Below are 18,519 nucleotides of genomic sequence, written 5' to 3' on the forward strand. Positions count from 1 at the left end.
CTCCAACAACCCGCCTCGACAGCGAGACGTATGCTCGCGTGAAAGCTGCCGGTTTCATTTGGGCACCAAAGCAAGACCTATTCGTCGCGCCGATGTGGACACACAGCCGCGAGGATTTGCTTATTGAGCTGGCCGGGGAGATCGAAGACGAAGACAGGAGCCTAGTAGACCGCGCCGAGGAACGCGCCGACCGCTTCAGCGACTACAAAGAGAGCCGCATCGAAGACGCGCAACGCGCACATGATGCCGTCCACCGCATCGCCGACAATATCCCGTTTGGTCAGCCTATTCTCGTCGGCCACCACAGCGAACGCCATGCCCGGAAGGACGCCGAGCGCATCGAGAACGGCATGAGGAAGACGGTCCAGATGTGGCAGACCGCCCGTTACTGGGAACAACGCGCAGCAGGAGCACTCCACCACGCGAAGTATAAGGCGCTTCCCGGCGTCCGCCATCGCCGCATTAAGGGATTGGAAGCCGACAAACGCAAGCAGGAGCGCAACAAACAAGAAGCCGAGATGTGGCTAAAACTCTGGACTAAATGCGCCAACGAACCGGACAAGGAACTCCAGGCTAAGGTTGCTCTTCGCATCGCTGCGATGTGCCATCTACACATGCCACGCAAGGAAGGCGACCGCGAAGACTTCCAGCACACCCCGAGCGCATACGACGCGCTACAGGGCAGTTTCCCGACACTCTACCTACCCCGCACCTTGGACGAGGTTCTAGCGGTTGCTCTCGAAACTTACCCTCGTGTCATTCCCACTTATGACCGCTGGATCGACCACTATACGAACCGTATCGCTTACGAGAAGGCAATGCTGGGGGAGACTGGAGGCCTCGCCGCCGACCGATTCAATTTTGAAGTTGGGGGCAAGGTCTTTATTGGAGATGAGTGGCTTGTAATTCTGAAGATCAACAAGACCGGCGACGCCATCAGCAGCCTAACCACTACACCGCGCCGTTACTTCTACGGGAGCAAATACAAAGCCGGTATCGAGAGCGTCAAGGATTATCAGGCACCGAAGCCCGAGGAGACCGCAGCAGTCAAGGCAGCTAGCAAGCTCCCCCCCGATGTGCAACTATCCCGGCGACGGCTTCAAACACATGACGACAGACGAATGGAAGCGAAAGAAGATGTCCGACGTTCCACAGTCTACGACTCACGCCGCGACCGATACCCACGGAGCGTACCGCACCCGCTCGACATGGGCCGGAAACTGGAAGACCGTTTCTGTCTATCTCACCGACGCCAAGCGTATCGACCCACCCCCGAAGCAAGCTCCGTTGACCCCAGCGGAGCCCACCGCCCCCGAGACGCTTGCAACGATGGCGCAAGACCTGAAGGCACAAAACCCAGTCCCGACGCCGCACACACCGCGCCAGCATGACGAGCGCATCCCCTCGCACGATGAACTGCACGAAATGAAGAAGACCGCCGCTCAGGGCGTCGTGATCGTAGCCGTTCCGCAACTCTTCCCCACTCCGCCCGAGTTGGCAGACCGTATGGTCGCGCTTGCGGACATTCGCCCCGGGCAACAGGTTTTAGAACCCTCCGCAGGAACAGGCCGAATCATTGATGCGATTCGCCGCAATGCTCACGGCTACGCGATCACAGCTGTTGAGCTGAATTGCAATATGGCCCACCGGCTCCGCACGATTGATTGTGTCGATGACACACGGCAGGCCGATTTCTTGGAGTGCAACGGCGATCTAGGAACATTCGACCGCATTGTTATGAATCCTCCGTTTTCGAACGCAGATGATATCAAGCACATTATGCACGCCTTGAAGATGTTGAAGCCCGGAGACCGACTGGTCGCCATCTGTGCCAACGGCCCGAGGCAGAACGACAAGCTAAGGCCCATCGTTGAAGCGCGCGGCGGTATCTGGGAAGAATTGCCTTCCGATACTTTCATCAGCACAGGTACAAGCGTTCGCACCGTGCTCCTCATGCTGGACGCATAACCAGGTGCCGCCCGCTTCAGAGTAAACCGCCGCGATGCGAACTCCGAAGCGGGCGCAAGGGGACAAACCCCGTCGGTTTTTCCCCTTGACCGTTTTTCCCGCCATACGGAGACAACGCTGAGACAGGCGCTATCCTGTTCCTATGTGCGGACGATACGGACGACGAAGCGACAAGCAATACATCGCAGAGCACTACGCCATGCGCCGCAAGATTGCCGATCTTCCGCCCATGCCACCTGGGTACAACATCACCCCCGGCACATTCCAACCAGTTGTGCGCCTAAGTGAAGAAACAGGCGAGCGGGAGATGAGCCTAATGGAGTGGGGCCTGGTTCCGTATTGGTCGAAAATGCACAAGATGGTCTCGAATTGTGCCCGCGATGACAAGCTCACCATTAGCGGGGCATGGATCAAGCCTTTTCAGCAACGCCGATGCCTGATTCCCGGTGAGTTCTTCTATGAGTGGGAGGTACCCACTCCAGAGGATAAGAACGAAAGATCACTAAACCGTGGGCGGTTGCGCTCACGGATGACAGGCTCTTTTCATTCGGCGGCATCTGGGATAGGTGGAAGGATAGAGCAAGCGGCAACGTGCTGGAGAGCTTCGCAATCGTCACCGTGGACCCGAACGAGGTTCTTGAGCCATTTCACAATCGCTGTCCACTCATCCTTGAGCCGAAGGACTACGACCACTGGCTTGCGCCCGCCGAATCTTCGCACCTGCCGATTGATCTTGTGAGGACATACCCTTCTGAAAGTATGAAGGCGTGGAGAGTAGCGCCGTTGAAGGGCGATGGCCCGCAATTGCTGGAGCCTTTGACAACCCAACCTGAGGCAATGCAAGTCACTCCATCACTGTTCCCCGAGTAATGGCGCTCTAGTCTACCTTGATTCCATTTTCGCGCCAGGGGTTCGAATCGCCTTGCAGGGCATTCGCAGCACTCCACTGAGCCGCTTCTATAAAGTCAGTAAGTTTCCGTCGCTCACCTGAGGGCATGGCCTATTCGCAAGCAATCCTTTTCTGTTCTTCGGAGCGCCCGGGATTCGTCACAAAATGCACTGCCCATAGACAGAGGCCACGTGCATTGCAGAAGTACATCTCTCCCTGCTCTTCTGCCAGTACATATTCCTCTGGAGGCACCTCCGCGATATCGTAGGAACATATCCGGCGTTTGTGTGCGGGCTGCGTCATTAGAGGGGGCACCTCAAGAAAGGGAAATTTATGTAGTGCGCCGGGAGACCGCGCATGAACCATGCGATGGCCCAAACTGCTACTGGACGTCAAGACGAAACGGCTTGTCATAGGGGGCTACGGGGTACCCTTTCTGTTTCCATGCTTCAAGCCCGCCTGCCAGCATCTTCACTCTCAAGAACCCCATCTTTAGGGCGGTTTCTAACACGATTCCGCTGCTGTCGTCACCTGGACAGGTGCAATAGAGCACGTAGTCTTGATCTTTAGAGAGCATGTCGGGATTTGCGACGATCTCTCTCGGAGAGATTCTCTGTGCGCCTGGAATTATCTCTGTGTGCACAAGGAAGTCGAGAGGCAAGCGCAGATCCACAACCGCGGGCTTCTGGTCTGAGTCGAGCAAGTCATGCAAGGTCTCAGGGGTGATCGTGTGACTGAGCATCTCTCGTCGTCTAGCTCTACGTCGCATCCAAATGATCCCAGAGACCCACGCTAACGAGCCGACTGCAATAAGAGACAGAGGTTCAAACATCGCGATTCCTCCCATGACAAACTTTGCGCAAATGATATTGGATGAACCAGCTCCCAACTCAGATTCATGCTTCTCAGCGCCTTCCGAATTACCGGGTTCCCGACGGTGCCGTATAGAGCTTTGATTGGCGGCTTTCGGTTCGCGCTTCAGCGTGAACATAAGGATGCACCTCAAGAGACTTGCCGGTCTTACGGCTGCCATCCTCCGCCGAGAGCGCGGAAAGACCCTACTGCTGCGCGGGCGGCGCCCTCACGACTGACTGCCAACTCGTCTTTTGCGGCAAGTAGTTGTCGATCTGCGTCTAGTACATCGGTCAGGCCAATGACGCCGGCGTTGTATGATTCCTGCGAGCGGTCACGTACCCTCTGCAGTTGTGCTATCTCCAGGAGCAGCTCCGAACGGCGGTTCTCAGACTGCGCTAGGAGAGTGAATGCGTCTTCAACATCCTCAGCGGCATGAAGTACAGAGCTCCGGTAGCGCAATAGGGCCTCAGCATTGGCTCCGCGGGCTTGCTTGACCTCTGCATCTACCCTGCCGAAATCGAATAATCTCCAACGAAGACCTGCGACGCCGATCGATTGAAACCCTTGCTGCTCAAACAAATGAGCAGGTGCAAGTGCCTCAGAGCCGACGATGCCCGACAGCGAAAGCTTTGGGTAATATTCCGCGAGCGACTGGCCGATTCGGGCATTTGAAGCAGCTACCTCGCGTTCGGCTGCAATGATGTCAGGCCGTCGGCGCAAGAGATCCATAGGGGCGGCAGTATTCGGAATGCTCGGCACCACGGGAATGTCTGCCACCACTTTGAGGTCGGCAGCATAGGTTCCAGGTTGCGCTCCCATCAGGACATCGAGACGATTGAGCTCCGACTCAAGGACTGTATCGAGCAATGGAATCGTTGCCTTTGCACCAGAGAGCAGGGCCTCTGCTTGCGCAAGTTCCCGATCGGACGCAACGCCTGCATCTTTTCGTTGGCGCACGAGATCCACGAGGTGTTGATCGGTCTCGATCTGCTCATGCGCGAAACTCAACCTCGCTTGCGCACCCCTGATCTGCAAGTACGCATCTGCGGCTTCAGCCGCAATTGAAATGCGTGTACCAGTACGCATAGCCTCCGCCGCCTGCGCCTCTGCAGTGGCTGCTTCCGCACCTCTTCTCAAGCTCCCGAAGAGATCGGTCTCCCAACTGGCCGAAATGCCGAGATCATAGTAGTTTTGATCGCGTTGATATCCGGGGATGACAGGGGATATGCGACCGAATGGGCTCTCCAATGATTGTCGAAGGGAAGTAGTCGAAGCGGATAAGCTACCGGCGGGCAGCCTTGCCGCACCCGCCCCTTTTGCGACGGCTCGTGCCTGCTGAACACGGGTCAGCGCTGCCGCCAAATCAAGGTTTTCGGCCAAACTCCGTTGCACTACCTCTGTGAGCTTCGGATCTTGGAATCCGACCCACCATTGATCGAGTGACGGTGCGGGTGGGGCGTCGGTCCTCGCCTCAATCGACGGGGCATTATGGAACGGCTGCAACTGCACAGACGGCGCATGGTAGTTGGGGCCGACCCGGCAGCCACTGATTGCCGCAGTCAGAGTGAGGGCTAACCCCAGCCGGCCCGCAAAACTGACAGCCGCCACGTGCTGGCGGCTGAACTCACTGCTGCGGGGAAACTTGCTTTCGAGTTGACGAGAACGATCGCGGCTATTCATTGTTAGTGAAGAGTATTGGAAATCATCATCCATTGTCAATAAACTGTATGCTGAAGCTGGCCAGATGATTTGGTCAAAACTATGGAAAGCTCTGAATCTGAATCCACTATGAGTCAAAATACTAGCCACCGCTCTTCATTCGAACTTGGTCGACGCGAGGCCATTTTGCAGGCTGCCAGTGAGCATGTTCGCCATTACGGTTACCAAAAAACGACCGTCGCAGACATCGCAAAAGCCATCCAGCTCTCCCCTGCTTACCTGTACCACTTCTTTGATTCAAAACAGGCAATCGGAGAAGCCGTGTGTACTTTGATGCTTGAGGATCTAATCAAGAATTTAGCAAACCTGTTGGCCCAGATAGACTCACCAGGGGAGTGCATCATTATTATTATCAGCAATATAGCTGTAGCCTCTACAAATATGTTTCTCGAGGATCGAAAGATGCATGATCTCATGGCTCTGTCATTTCGAGAGAAGTGGGCCTCAACGGAAAAATACCGTTCCGACCTCCTAAAAATCGTTCGCGAGGTGGTGATTCGCGGACGCGAAATAGGCGAATTTGAAAGGAAGACGCCCCTCGATGAGACCTGCGAGGCAATTCACTACACCATGGAACCTTTCTACGATCCGATTCTTGTTCAACAGAACCCGCTAGAGCTGCCGGAGGAGGCCGTCGCTGTGGCAAAGCTGGTGCGAAGATCACTCACTTTATGATGAATGACGAATTGACAAACTCATCACTTGCATATAGATTCGGCTTCAGGAGCATCAGGAGAGTCACCAGTGAGGAATTTTCAATTCAGCATTACAGCCCTGGCCCTTGCCGCATATGTAATCGGCCTCGCCGGTTGCAACCACAAGGTCGAAGCCGATCCACGAACCGAGCCCGAATTAGTCCGGGTCGCCGAGGTGGTGGTCTCATCCGGCTCCACCCGTTCATTTACCGGCGTCGTTACCGCGCGTGTCCAAAGCAACTTGGGTTTCCGAATTCCCGGAAAGATCACAAAGCGTCTCGTAGATACCGGTCAGTTTGTCCGCGCCGGTCAGCTTTTGATGACTATCGACCAGACCGATTACTCGCATGCGATTACCGCAAGGAACGAGACGGTCGCCGCAGCGAAGGCCAAAGCTGAAGAAGCTGCCGCAGATGAGGCTCGCTACCGCGGGTTGGTGAAGACGGGAGCGATCTCAGCCTCCACCTATGACCAAGTGAAGGCAGCTTCTGATGCTGCTCAGGCCGAACTGCAGGCCGCTCAGGCGCAAGCCCATGTCGCACAGGACGAAGGCGACTACTCAAAACTCACCGCAGATGCCGACGGAACTGTCGTCGAAACAATGGGGGAACCAGGACAGGTGGTAGCCGCCGGTCAGACAGTCGTGCGTCTCGCACATGCCGGCCCACGCGAAGCTGCAATAAACCTCCCCGAAACTGTACGCCCAAAGCTGGGAACCGCTGCGAATGCATCGGTGTATGGCCAAACAAGTGGGGTAACCGCCAGGCTGAGACAACTCTCTGACGCCGCTGATCCTCTCACGCGGACATTCGAGGCTCGCTATGTACTGGGGGGCCCTGGCGCGAATGCACCTCTCGGCGCAACGGTCACGGTGCGACTCGACGGCGGAAGCGAGGACCTGTATTCAGTTCCCATCGCTTCCATCATAGATTTGGGTCAAGGCACCGGCGTTTGGGAGTTGAACACTCAAACTAACACCGTCGCCTTCCATCCTGTTCACATACATAATCTGACCGAAGAGGAGGCGATTCTGACAGATGGCGTGCATTCGGGCGAGAAGATCATCGCGCTTGGGGTCCATCTTCTTCACGACGGAGAACGTGTTCGCGTAGAGGAAGTTCGCGCGGAGGTTAAACGATGAACCTTCACGACAAAGAGCACAGCGAGTTCCATGTTCACGACACGACTGGACCCGAGTTCCGGGAGAAAGTCACCGAGTCGTTCCTCAACCTTTCAGCGATAGCGGTACGCGAAAAAGCCGTCACGTTCTTCTTGCTTCTTGCCGTAATCGGAGCCGGAGTCTTTGCGTTCTTTCAGCTTGGCCGGGCTGAAGACCCCACGTTTACCGTGAAAGTTTTCACAGTCGCCGCCGTTTGGCCGGGTGCGACCGCACAAGAGATGCAGGATCTAGTCGCAGAACCGCTCGAGAAGCGAATGCAGGAACTCCGGACCTACGATAGGGTAGAGACGTTTACACGTCCCGGCCTAGCCCTCATGAAGGTATCCCTGAAGGACAGCATGAACCCCAAGGAGGTTCCTGAGGAGTTTTACCAGGCTCGCAAGAAACTAGGGGACGAAGCACATAAGTTGCCACAGGGCACGTATGGCCCGTTCATCAATGACGAATATTCGGACGTCACCTTTGCACTCTATTCCGTGGAAGCACATGGTCTACCTTTGCGCACGCTGACGCGTGAAGCAGAAACGCTGCGCCAACGACTGCTGCAGGTGCCTGGTGTAAAGAAGATCGATATTGTTGGTGAGCGTCCCGAACGCATCTTCGTTGAGTTCTCCTATGCGCGGCTGGCAACGCTCGGCGTCAGTCCACAGCAGATCTTCGACGCACTCGTGAAGCAGAATGCCGTGACACCGTCCGGCTCGGTCGATACAAAGGACCAGCAGGTCTTCATCCGGTTGGACGGTGCGCTCAACGACTTACAAAAGATTCGGGACACACCGATCGTAGCCGGCGGACGCACATTGACGTTATCTGACATCGCCGAGGTGAAGCGCGGCTACGAAGATCCTACGACCTTCATGATCCGGCACAACGGCGAAGATTCCCTCGTCCTCAGCATCGTGATGAAGGAAGCCTGGAATGGCCTTGATCTCGGCAAGGCACTCGAAGCGGAGCAGAAGAAGATTTCGACGGAACTCCCTGCCGGCATGGTTTTCAGCAAGGTCACGGATCAGGCTGTAAACATCCGGGAGGCCTATGACGAATTCATGCTCAAGTTCTGTGTCGCGCTTGCGGTCGTCATGATTGTGAGCTTGATCAGTCTTGGCTGGCGCGTGGGTATTGTGGTCGCTGCAGCCGTCCCCCTTGTACTTGCTGCTGTATTCGTGGTCATGTTCGCTACCGGCCGCGTTTTTGACCGCGTGACGCTCGGTGCGCTCATCCTTGCTCTAGGACTACTTGTCGACGACGCCATCATTGTTATCGAAAGCATGGTTGTCAAGATGGAAGAGGGCTGGGACCGCGTTCAGGCGGCCGGGTATTCATGGGGTCACACGGCCGCACCCCGTCTTGCAGGAGCTCTTGTGACCGCCATCGGACTTATGCCGGTAGGTTTCGGTAAGTCTACGGCGGGCGAGTATGCGGGAAATATCTTCTGGGTTGTAGCGTTCGCCCTGCTGGTGTCGTGGTTAGTGGCAGCGACGTTTACACCGTACCTCGGCGTAACTCTTCTTCCGAACGTAACGCCCATCGCGGGAGGGCACGAGGCGATCTATTCGACCCCCGGTTACCAAAAGCTCCGCAGGCTCGTGGCTGGTGCAGTCAAGTTCAAGTTCCTCGTAGCGGGCATTGTGGTGGCTATCCTGGTGGCATCTTTCGTTGGCATGAGCTTCGTGCGGCAGCAATTCTTCCCTGCCTCCGACCGTCCCGAGATGCTGGTTGAAGTCACCTTGCCTCAGGGCAGCAGCATTGAAACCACGAGCGGGGCAAGTGCCAAGGTGGAAAACTGGCTTCGTAAGCAGCCGGAAGCAAAGATCGTGACTGCGTACATCGGTGGAGGCGCACCAAGGTTCTTTCTCTCTTACAACCCTGAGCTCCCCAACCCAAACTTTTCAAAGATCATCGTTCTGACACCGGATGAAAAGCAGCGTGACGCCCTGAAACTTCGTCTGCAACAACAAGTCGCAGCAGGCATCGCGCCTGAAGCCAGAATCCGCGCTTCGCAACTGGTCTTTGGTCCGTACACGCCCTGGCCGGTCGAGTTTCGCGTAATGGGACCTGATGTCGAAAAGGTTCGCGACATAGCAGCACAGGTCAAACAGGTTATGGTGGCCAGTCCGAACACGCGGCAAGCCAATGAAGATTGGGGAGAAAAGGCTCCCACTGTTCATTTTGTCCTCGATCAAGACCGTCTACATCTCCTCGGCTTGACCTCAAGCGACGCCGGTCTTCAGATCCAGTTCCTGCTCACTGGAATTCCAGTGTCGCAGGTTAGGGAAGACATCAGAACCGTCGATATCGTTGCTAGGAGTGCTGGAGCGGATCGTCTCGATCCAAGCCGACTTCAAGATATGACCATCATCAGCCACGATGGGAAGCTAATCCCAATCAGCCAGATCGGATACGTAGAAGTTCGGCAGGAGGAACCCATCCTGAAGCGTCGCGACCGGCTCACGACGATTACCGTGGAGTGCGACATCGCCGAGGGGCTCCAGCCTCCACAGGTATCGGGTGAACTCCTGAAGTCCATTCAGCCGATCATTGCCAAACTGCCATCGGGCTACAAAATTGAAGTTGGCGGCAACGTCGAGGAGTCCAACAAGGCAAATGTCGCCCTCGCCAGCGTCTTCCCAATCATGATCATCCTGATGCTAACCGTAATCATGCTGCAGGTCAGATCGTTCTCCGCAATGTTCATGGTGGTGTTGACAGCCCCACTCGGGCTCGCTGGTACGGTGCCGACGTTGCTTCTATTCCATCAGCCCTTTGGCTTCAATGCCATCCTCGGACTGATCGCTTTGGCGGGAATCATCATGCGCAATACCCTCATCCTGATCGGCCAAATCAAATCCAATCAGGAAGAAGAGGGCATGAACAGCTACGATGCCGTGGTCGAGGCAACGGTGCAACGCGCAAGGCCGGTACTGCTCACAGCTCTCGCGGCTGTTCTCGCTTTCATTCCTCTCACATTCTCCGTCTTCTGGGGTTCAATGGCATACACCCTGATTGGCGGTACTTTCGTCGGCACGCTTTTGACGCTCTCGTTCCTTCCAGCTCTCTACTCGATCTGGTATGGCGTCAAGCCGAATTCTGTACCGGCGAACAAGGGAGAAGTTCTCTTGGCGGAGGCATAACGCTCAGGCCAGCGGCGGGATCTCCCCATCCTGTTGCCGGCCTCATGCTCGGGACGGATAACAAAAGCTGCACTGGATCGAGCACACCCACCACGCAAGTAGCAGCGAAGCAACGAGGAGTAATCATGGCAGAAAAAAATATTACCGATGTCACCGACGTCACGTTTCAACTGGATGTTCTGGAATCGGAACAGCCGGTATTGGTTGACTTTTGGGCAACATGGTGTGGCCCGTGCAAAACACTCGCTCCGGCAGTGGAAGAGATCGCTGCTGAATTCGATGGAAGGCTCAAGGTCATGAAGTTGGATGTCGATCAAAACAACGCAACAGCTAGCCGGTTTGCCATCCGCGGCATCCCGGCACTATTGCTCTTCAAGGGCGGGAAAGAAGTTGAACGCATCGTTGGCCTGGTACCCAAGGTCACGATTAGCGAAACGGTGTTGAAGCAGATGAACTAGCACATTTTGGGGTGATCGATCAATTTGGGCCCGGCCTAACTGCCGGGCCTCTCTCTATGCGATCTGTAAAGAACACCACGAACATGTTAGGGATGTTCAGCGAAATGGCACTACTGGGAGCCCTAACGGCGAACGCGAGCATTTTGACCACTGGCTTTCTTGAAGCTAGTCAAACCTCGCAGCAGATGCCGTCCCCGATAGGGAAAGTCGCGTTAGTAATTGGGGGAACCCGCGGCGTCGGCGCAGCCGTATCGATTGCCCTTGCTCACGCCGGTGCGGACGTGGCTGTTACCTACTCTGCTTCGCAGGCAAGAGCAAGGGAGCACGTTGAAATCCTAGAAAGGCTCGGGGCAATCGTGCAACGGCAATCAAACACGATCCTGGGATACTAAGCAAGCTGCATCACTCCTCCGGGACGTGACAAGGGCGTTCAAACACCTCGACATCCTGATTCATACTTCATCCTTCGCGAATTACGGGAAACTGTGGTCTTGGCTGGCACCTTGAAGTTCGAGACCCGAAAACGCGTAAAGGCCACCTGAGCGGCTTCTACGCCCAAGAAGACATCTATGAAGAGGCCGTAACAACGGATGACGTGGTCAGGGCTGTTATGTTCTTGGTCTCGCCCTCTGCCGGTTCAATTACCGGGACGGCTCTGGACGCTGGGGGAGAGCTTGCCTGAACGCGCCTGAATAGCCATTCTTCGTTCTGCTAATGTCCGCCCGTGCGTGGTAATCCCGGAAGTAGTCGATCAATTGTGATGGGGAGTTCCCGGACACGGTGGCCGGTAGCATGGAAAACGGCGTTAGCGATGGCGGGAGCCACGGCCACGGAGCCGATCTCCCCGAGCCCCTTTGCTCCAATCGGACTGACCTCTTCGTCCTTTTCGTCCACAAAGATCACGTCCAGATCGAAGATGTCGGCATTTGACGGAATGTGATAATCGGCAAAGCTGTGTGCCATGCACCGACCGAGATTGTGATCATAGGCCGCATCTTCATGAAGCGCCTTGCCGATGGCCATGACAGACGCACCTCGAATCTGACTTTGCGCTGTCAGAGGGTTGAGAATTCGGCCCGCAGCGATCGCTGAGACAATACGGGTCACTCGAATTACACCAAGTTCCTCGTCAATGCGCACTTCTGCGAAAACTGCGGAATGAGTAGCGCTCGTAAACCCCCTGCCTGCGGAAAGCTGTGTGATCGTGGCAGTCGCCTTCATACTCGACTTCCCGGCTCCTTTGAGAAGATCTACGAATTGGCGTCTTGGAACCATGTCTGGATTGAAGGGCTCTCTGCCTGTTGAGTGCTTGAGAAGCTTCTTCTTCAACTTGTCGCATGCAGCCTGCACAGCGGATCCAGCGGTCGCAGCAGTCCAGGATCCACCTTGAGTTGGGTTGTAAGGAAGGGACGAATCTCCGAGACGGGTTGTAACGCGATCGACTGGAAGTTGCATCGCGTCGGCGGCGAGTTGCGTGAGAATCGTGTACGTTCCGGTACCAATGTCAGTCACTGAGGTTGCGACTTCGAGGCAGTTGTCGGCCGTCAGGGTGACGGTAGCTCGCGCCGGGAGCGGAGAGAGCGCTGCATCCCAAATGCCGGTCGCCATGCCCCAGCCGATCAGTTCCCGTCCATCGCGCATGGAGCGTGGCGCGGGGGTACGCAGAGACCACCCGAACTTTTCAGCGCCCTGCTCGTAGCAATCCATTAGGGCTTTGCTACTCATTCTCCGGTGCTCCATTTGATCATCGCTGGTGTAGTTCGCATAGCGCAGAGCAAGCGGGTCCTGACCAGTAGCGTAGGAGAGTTCGTCCATGGCCGATTCGAGTGCGAACATTCCGGTAGTCGCTCCAGGTCCGCGCATATCGCAAGGCGAGACCGTGTCGAGTTTCGCAAGCTTGTACGAGAGGCTGACGTTGTCACACCGATACAGCAGACCCGAGAAGTAAAGCATTGGATCCTGTGCATCTTCATTGCGGGATGTGGCTGCAATTGCGTCCTGCTTTAATGCCTGAAGGCGCCCGAACTCATCTGCACCAAGAGCTACCGTCTGGATTGCGTGAGCTCGATAGCCAAGCGTGTACATCTGATCTCTCGGGATCACGATCCTGACGGATCGCTTGAGAGCTTTAGCGGCCAGCACCGCTAAAAAGACGGATTGTTGAGGACGAAGACCGAGGCCGAAAGCACCGCCAACGTAGGGACTCAGCACACGGACATGGCGCCTGAAGAACAGGAATGCAGTTTTGAGATATATCTGCACACTCTTGGGACTCTGGGTCTTGTCGTATACGGTAATTGTGTTATCCGCGCCCCAGTGGACGGTGGTAGCAAGGAGTTCCATCGGATGATGGTTCTCTGGGGAGGTGCGGTACGTGGCCTCAACTTTCACCGGTGCGGCCGCCATGGCGGTACCCGCATCGCCGGTCGGCTTCGGGGTGGGCGGAACGCCGATACGATGCCTTGGCGGTTCATAGGCGCTTACCGCTTCTTTCTCAAGATCAGTAGCGTGGGCCTCTTCACGATAAGAGACTCTGACCAGCGCGGCGGCATCTCGCGCCGCCTCGAACGTGTCGGCGACCACGAGGGCCACCGGTTGTCCGCTGAAATGGATTCGTTCGTTATGGAGCGGTCGGAACGGTCGGCCGGGAGGCCCCATCGGATCTTTGAAAAACAGGCTAAAGTGTGGTCCCCACGGCCGATTCTGATGTGTGAATATCTTCAGTACGCCAGGAAAGGCGATCGCCTCTTCGGTGTCGAAGCCAGTAATCTTGCCTTTTGCGATGGAGGAGGGAACGATCACCCCGTGAAGCAAATCCGGGACGTCGTATTCCGCGGCATACTTTGCTCCTCCGGTTACCTTAAGCGGACCATCGACACGCGCAAGAGGCTTACCTGTACTGACGGGTTCATCGGCCATGAATTCTCCTAACGGATCCGCTTATCGGACTGCGACTGGGGTGTCTGTGCTGCCGCCTGCTCCAGGCATCGGACGACAGTTCTATGCGCTAATTCAATCTTGAAGCCGTTATGCTCCTCTGCCACCGCTGTATGGAGCAACCGATCCGCGAATTGGCCAAACACGCTTCTCTCGGCATTCGCGCCGACTAGAAGAGTCTCGGCCTCCCTGTCCCGCCATGGCTTGTGGGCAACACCACCGACAGAGAGCGCGGCGCGCGTTATGACGCCATCGTCTACCTTCACCAGTGCTGCAACGGACACTAAGGCGAAAGCGTAGGATAGCCGATCGCGAATTTTTAGATAGCTATGCCCTATCTGCGCAGAAATGGGAGGAAGATCTATAGCAACGATGATCTCGTCGTGCAGCAGATTCGTGTCCAACTGTGGGATCTCGCCGGGTAGGCGATGGAAGTCCGAGAACGCGACCGCTCTCGTTCCACGAAGCCCCTCCACAATGACGACAGCGTCAATTGCGGCGAGGGCCACACACATATCTGATGGATGGGTTGCGATGCAAAGCTCACTGGCACCCAATATGGCGTGCCCGCGATTCAGACCTGTCTTAGCGGGACACCCACTGCCGGGCTTGCGCTTATTACATGGAATTTGAATGTCATAAAAGTAGGAACACCGCGTGCGCTGAAGCAGGTTGCCGCCGATGGTGGCCATATTTCGTAGCTGCCCAGACGCACCCGCAAGTATTGCGCTAGAAAGCAACGGGTATCGTGCGGAAATCCGTTCGTCATACGCGACGTCCGCGTTGGTCGCAAGAGCCCCGATCCTAAGACCACCTTCAGGGGTCTCCCTGATTTCCCGGAGCGGAAGTCCGTTGATGTCGATCACGAGCGTGGGCGTCGAGACGTCATATTTCATCAGGTCGAGCAGATTGGTGCCGCCCGCCAGCAATGCAGCCTCAGGTTCCGACAGCATCATTGCAATCGCTTCCTTTATGTCGGTTGCTTTCACATAGCGGAAATGTCTCATTGGTCCTCTAAAAGAGTTGATCCTGACGCCATAACGTCCGCGATCGCATCGACGATACCGATATAAGCTCCACAACGGCAGAGATTTCCGCTCATGCCCTCACGAATCTCATCTCGCGACTTTGCTTGACCCTCGCGCAATAAGCCCACAGCGGAACAAATCTGACCCGGAGTGCAGTAGCCGCATTGAAGAGCGTCATGTCGGATGAAGGCGGATTGCAGCGGATGCATCTTCGACGTAGATCCAAGCCCTTCGATTGTGGTTACCGTCGAGCCTTCACGACTCACCGCCAGAATGAGGCAGCTATTCACACGCTTGCCATCAAGCAGAACTGTGCATGCTCCGCATTGGCCGTGATCGCAACCTTTCTTCGATCCCGTCAAATGCAGATATTCTCGCAATAGGTCCAGTAGAGTAACGCAGGGGTTCACGTTTACCGCACGGGGAAGCCCGTTGACCACGAGGTTCAATTCGAGGGTTGGAAAAGCCTCAATCGGAATCACAATGACATCCTGTCTACCGGCCGCCTGGCCTGTTTGTTTATAGAGCCGCAACCGCACGGCCCTCGGGCTCAATCAAGCCCCAAATTCCCTGATTGGTAGTCGATATGGATCTGCAATAGCTTGCCCCACTCCCGGAGCACATCTTCCCAAACATGCAGTGTGGACCCCACTCGCTCGCCGATCGCTTATTCCAAGCCGCTTGGATGATCGTCAAGAACTTGGCCTGAGTGCTCGGCGTGCGAGAGCTTGAAACCGGTGGGTAGCCCCAACCCTACGGGCTGTTCCGGGAACCCGTCCACAAGTATCCAACGGAAGAGAGTGCGAGCCGTGAGGTAGCTCTCGTCCTCAAGCCTGTAGAAACCGTGCGCATGCCCGCATGCCACGTTGAGGTGATGCAGCCCCTGATCTACCGTCATTGTCCCCCAACAGTGAGTAGACGTGGATTTGAGAGCGGCGACCTGGGTATGATACTCGGCCAGCTTAGCTTCACTGAAGAACGCCATGCCATCCACTTGAGGCATTCGAATTGCGCGAGGCGAGTATCGAGTCATGGCGATTCCAGTCACCCAGAAATTGGTTGTGAACGACTCTGAGATGAGGTTAGACAATCTGTAATTCCATAATCGACGAATCCTTTGAGCCGAGGCCGTCCGATTGAGTGATGGTCACGATCAACTCTCATACTTCACGGAGCAAGAGAGCGAAGCACAAGATTTGCGACCGCCGTGGCGTCTTCTTCGAGGTGATCCAAGTTCTGTTCGAGCAGAATGGGATGGAAGAATGACTGCATCGTGTTATATATAGCGCGGCACGCCTCTTCAAGTGAAGTCTTGCGCTCAAACTCCCCGAGTTCGCGCCCTCGGACAAGCACACGCCGGATGATTTCGATCAAAGCCTGGTTATAGGCCTCAAGGTTGCCCCAATGTTCCTCAAATGAGGCCGTAATGATATCGTGCATCTTTCTATCTTTGAAGAAGAGTTGGGCCCCGTTAAGAGCTAAACTCTTGTAAATCTTACGCATACACTCCACGGGCGAGGCCGTTTCTTGGACAATTTTCTCCAATGCGTTTGTTCGCTCTCCGAGGCAAAGGGCACAAACAGCTTCACCAATTGCTTGCTTCGATACGAAAAACTTATATATGTATGCGGGCGAAAGACTGATTGCTTTCGCCAAGTCGGCAACTGTCGTTTTTCGGTATCCGTAATGCCGGAAATGCTCTCCCGCCGCTTGGAGAATCTGCTCCCTCCGCTGATGTTCCGCTGGGCCTCGCTGGCCCACCGACGTTGCGTTCTGATCGAGTTCTTTAACGGTCGCTACCATTCCATCTATGATAGACCTTTTCTACCCTTTTGGGTACATATGATGCTTATCCACACTCGTCACCTTCGCTGCAGACCGGGGGCGCTGTCGGAAATTATCTGTACTGATGCACCGAGCCTACGCCGCCAAAATACTGGCGAACTCACCTGCTCTTGAAAAAGGCGAGCGCAGTCACGTTGCTGGGATCTCGTGAAAGGATCTTTCTATAAGTTCCAGTTTCAGCTTCAAGATGGCCGCTGGCGCCCTCGGCTTCCGCGATCAATTCCAGCGGCCTGATGCTAGTCGGAAAGAGCTCGCTATCGAATTCCGCTATTGCTAGAGCGCGCTGCGCCTTCTTGCTGAACAAGAGCCTCCCTATCCAACTCTCAAGCTCCTCCTGGTCAAAACTGCTGCTTGCGCCCTGCGCCTTGGCGGCATTGAGCATTGTCGCCAGGTTTACGTATCGAGTTTTCTCCGCTTCGGCACGAAACTTCGTGACGCCGGACAGCTTAATTCCGGGAACGAACGAAGCTGCCACTTCATCCGCAAGTTCCTCCGGATTCGCGCCCATGAGATTCGTGAGAATTACGACGCCTACGTTATAACCGGGGTAAAGCGAAAAGGCTGATCTAGTTCCTCCCACCCCTCCGACAGACGTATAGTTGGCGTGCTCTTCACGATCCCAGCCAAGGGCGAAGGAACTCCGCGAACCGTCGTTCAGGGAAACGAGTGTCCACATGACTTCCCGGGACTCTCGACTCATCTGCCTGCCATCCAGAACCGAAATCATCCAGCGCGCCATATCGTCTGCTGTGGTGTTGAGGCCCGAATTGGCTCGCATCATCGGTCCAAACCGCTCGAAGTGATTGCGTATTGCACCATTGTCACCAAGTCGATACGGCTGCGACTTGTTCTTGATGACATCTCGAGAATCACCGTAAGCAGTGGCTACCATGTGGGCCTTCGAGAGTTCCTCGTCGATCAGAGACGCGTCGGGATCTCGTCCCTCAAGCTTGTTGATAATTAGCTGCACTAGTCGAAGGTTGGTTTGGCAATAATCTCTCTTTTCGCCCGGAGGCGACGCTGGCTGGGAAAGCGCCCAAGCCCAAGCTGCCTTCTCGTCCCTGATGCCACTGAAGTCGATGTCGTCGTATGCGTCGATGTCCGGCAATCCGGAGATCTGGCCAAGTAGCTGCAGTGTGTTCACTCTTCCCCAGGTAGCCGGGATGTCCGTCAGATATGTGGAGATTGGAACCGACAGGTTTAGCCGCCCTTTCTCCACCTCCTCCATGACGGCGATTCCGGTGAACGCCTTAGTGATGGAATTTATTGAGAAGAGAGTTTTCGAGGTCACTCGGACAGGCGTCTGTAAATTCGCAACGCCGTATGACGGCGAAAAGACGATCCTCCCATCGATGACCACGGCTACCTGCATGCCTGGGATCTTTCGGTCTTGCATTGCCCGGTGCAGGATCGCGTCGGCACGCTGGCTTCGTGTTTCTGCGGTCGCGAGGACCGGCGAGAAGTATCCTAAGAAAATGAGAGACAAACTCGCGAGTGAAACAAATGATTTCGGCTTCCCGGTGTGTCCAAGCCATCGTCTATCACCTAACTTCATCACGGTCCTCCAAACAGGCTTCGCCACGCAACGCATTCGTTACAACTCGTAATAATGGATCGGCTTCCGCGCAGTTCCCGGTGTGGCGTTCCTGAACTTTGATTTGCGCGCCAACAACGCAAATATCCTGCAACAACGCGGGTCCGCGAGCTCCGGCGGTATTTTTATTGTCCACTGCCGGCGCCCCGAAGGCCGTCTTAAGCTTATTCATTTGGTGCTCCGGGTCGGCGTCTATATTCTCCCTGGAGGAATTCCGTCA

The 18,519-nt window shown here is 55.6% G+C and carries 17 protein-coding genes and 2 pseudogenes; 9 read left to right on the plus strand and 10 right to left on the minus strand.

Translation table 11 applies throughout. The features are described from left to right. Positions 1–38: 38 nt before the first annotated feature. The 4 genes and pseudogenes from ACPOL_RS29010 (at position 39) to ACPOL_RS36660 (ending at position 2,838) form a co-directional block, all read left to right on the plus strand. Complete coding sequence (locus ACPOL_RS29010; protein ID WP_201759000.1) at positions 39–1,391, plus strand: DUF3560 domain-containing protein; 1,353 nt, start codon at positions 39–41, stop codon at positions 1,389–1,391. A gap of 34 nt (positions 1,392–1,425) precedes the next feature. Then, positions 1,426–1,968 (plus strand): DNA methyltransferase family protein, encoded by a 543-nt coding sequence (locus ACPOL_RS34330; protein WP_201759001.1) that lies wholly within the window; start codon positions 1,426–1,428, stop codon positions 1,966–1,968. Positions 1,969–2,110: 142 nt separating this feature from the next. Continuing rightward, a pseudogene (locus ACPOL_RS36655) lies at positions 2,111–2,431 on the plus strand (SOS response-associated peptidase family protein); the annotation flags it as partial. 35 nt (positions 2,432–2,466) lie between these two features. Further along, positions 2,467–2,838: an SOS response-associated peptidase gene (locus ACPOL_RS36660; protein WP_114210260.1), complete on the plus strand. Its 372-nt coding sequence runs from the start codon at positions 2,467–2,469 to the stop codon at positions 2,836–2,838. A gap of 401 nt (positions 2,839–3,239) precedes the next feature. On the opposite strand, the gene ACPOL_RS29025 is transcribed toward ACPOL_RS36660, so the two are convergent. Beyond that, positions 3,240–3,689, minus strand: a complete 450-nt coding sequence (locus tag ACPOL_RS29025; RefSeq protein ID WP_114211132.1) for a rhodanese-like domain-containing protein — start codon at positions 3,687–3,689, stop codon at positions 3,240–3,242. A gap of 188 nt (positions 3,690–3,877) precedes the next feature. Further along, positions 3,878–5,392 carry an efflux transporter outer membrane subunit gene (locus ACPOL_RS29030; RefSeq protein WP_114210261.1) on the minus strand — a complete coding sequence of 505 codons (1,515 nt, stop codon included), beginning with the start codon at positions 5,390–5,392 and terminating at the stop codon, positions 3,878–3,880. 81 nt (positions 5,393–5,473) lie between these two features. Between ACPOL_RS29030 and ACPOL_RS29035 the strand changes: the two genes are divergently transcribed. The 5 genes from ACPOL_RS29035 to ACPOL_RS29055 all read left to right on the plus strand — a co-directional run bounded on the left by ACPOL_RS29035 (position 5,474) and on the right by ACPOL_RS29055 (position 11,287). Further along, entirely contained in the window at positions 5,474–6,106 is a 633-nt protein-coding gene (locus ACPOL_RS29035; protein WP_114210262.1) for a TetR/AcrR family transcriptional regulator, read from the plus strand. Between the two features lie 69 nt (positions 6,107–6,175). Further along, positions 6,176–7,267, plus strand: a complete 1,092-nt coding sequence (locus ACPOL_RS29040; protein ID WP_114210263.1) for an efflux RND transporter periplasmic adaptor subunit — start codon at positions 6,176–6,178, stop codon at positions 7,265–7,267. Continuing rightward, positions 7,264–10,437, plus strand: a complete 3,174-nt coding sequence (locus tag ACPOL_RS29045; RefSeq protein ID WP_114210264.1) for an efflux RND transporter permease subunit — start codon at positions 7,264–7,266, stop codon at positions 10,435–10,437. Before ACPOL_RS29040 ends, ACPOL_RS29045 begins: the two co-directional genes overlap by 4 nt. Positions 10,438–10,562: 125 nt before the next feature. Further along, on the plus strand, positions 10,563–10,895 hold the full coding sequence (gene trxA / locus ACPOL_RS29050) for a thioredoxin (RefSeq protein ID WP_114210265.1): 333 nt from the start codon (positions 10,563–10,565) through the stop codon (positions 10,893–10,895). Between the two features lie 104 nt (positions 10,896–10,999). Further along, positions 11,000–11,287: a hypothetical protein gene (locus ACPOL_RS29055; protein ID WP_150133169.1), complete on the plus strand. Its 288-nt coding sequence runs from the start codon at positions 11,000–11,002 to the stop codon at positions 11,285–11,287. Between the two features lie 319 nt (positions 11,288–11,606). On the opposite strand, the gene ACPOL_RS29060 is transcribed toward ACPOL_RS29055, so the two are convergent. The 8 genes and pseudogenes from ACPOL_RS29060 to ACPOL_RS34335 form a co-directional block, all read right to left on the minus strand. Beyond that, positions 11,607–13,814 (minus strand): xanthine dehydrogenase family protein molybdopterin-binding subunit, encoded by a 2,208-nt coding sequence (locus tag ACPOL_RS29060; protein WP_114210267.1) that lies wholly within the window; start codon positions 13,812–13,814, stop codon positions 11,607–11,609. Between the two features lie 8 nt (positions 13,815–13,822). Further along, positions 13,823–14,839 carry an FAD binding domain-containing protein gene (locus tag ACPOL_RS29065; protein ID WP_114210268.1) on the minus strand — a complete coding sequence of 339 codons (1,017 nt, stop codon included), beginning with the start codon at positions 14,837–14,839 and terminating at the stop codon, positions 13,823–13,825. Then, entirely contained in the window at positions 14,836–15,342 is a 507-nt protein-coding gene (locus ACPOL_RS29070; protein WP_201759002.1) for a (2Fe-2S)-binding protein, read from the minus strand. Before ACPOL_RS29070 ends, ACPOL_RS29065 begins: the two co-directional genes overlap by 4 nt. 185 nt (positions 15,343–15,527) lie before the next feature. Beyond that, positions 15,528–15,950 (minus strand): hypothetical protein, encoded by a 423-nt coding sequence (locus ACPOL_RS29075; RefSeq protein ID WP_150133170.1) that lies wholly within the window; start codon positions 15,948–15,950, stop codon positions 15,528–15,530. Positions 15,951–16,027: 77 nt separating this feature from the next. Continuing rightward, positions 16,028–16,363: a hypothetical protein gene (locus ACPOL_RS35145; RefSeq protein WP_236657104.1), complete on the minus strand. Its 336-nt coding sequence runs from the start codon at positions 16,361–16,363 to the stop codon at positions 16,028–16,030. Between the two features lie 87 nt (positions 16,364–16,450). Further along, a pseudogene (locus ACPOL_RS36665) lies at positions 16,451–16,663 on the minus strand (TetR/AcrR family transcriptional regulator); the annotation flags it as partial. A 142-nt stretch (positions 16,664–16,805) separates the two neighbouring features. Continuing rightward, a complete protein-coding gene (locus ACPOL_RS29085; protein ID WP_161557632.1) occupies positions 16,806–18,260 on the minus strand; it encodes a serine hydrolase domain-containing protein in 1,455 nt (484 codons plus the stop codon). Next, positions 18,247–18,471 (minus strand): hypothetical protein, encoded by a 225-nt coding sequence (locus tag ACPOL_RS34335; RefSeq protein ID WP_114210272.1) that lies wholly within the window; start codon positions 18,469–18,471, stop codon positions 18,247–18,249. Before ACPOL_RS34335 ends, ACPOL_RS29085 begins: the two co-directional genes overlap by 14 nt. Between the last annotated feature and the right edge of the window lie 48 nt (positions 18,472–18,519).

The sequence above is a fragment of the Acidisarcina polymorpha genome (assembly GCF_003330725.1).
Classification (GTDB): Bacteria; Acidobacteriota; Terriglobia; order Terriglobales; family Acidobacteriaceae; genus Acidisarcina; species Acidisarcina polymorpha.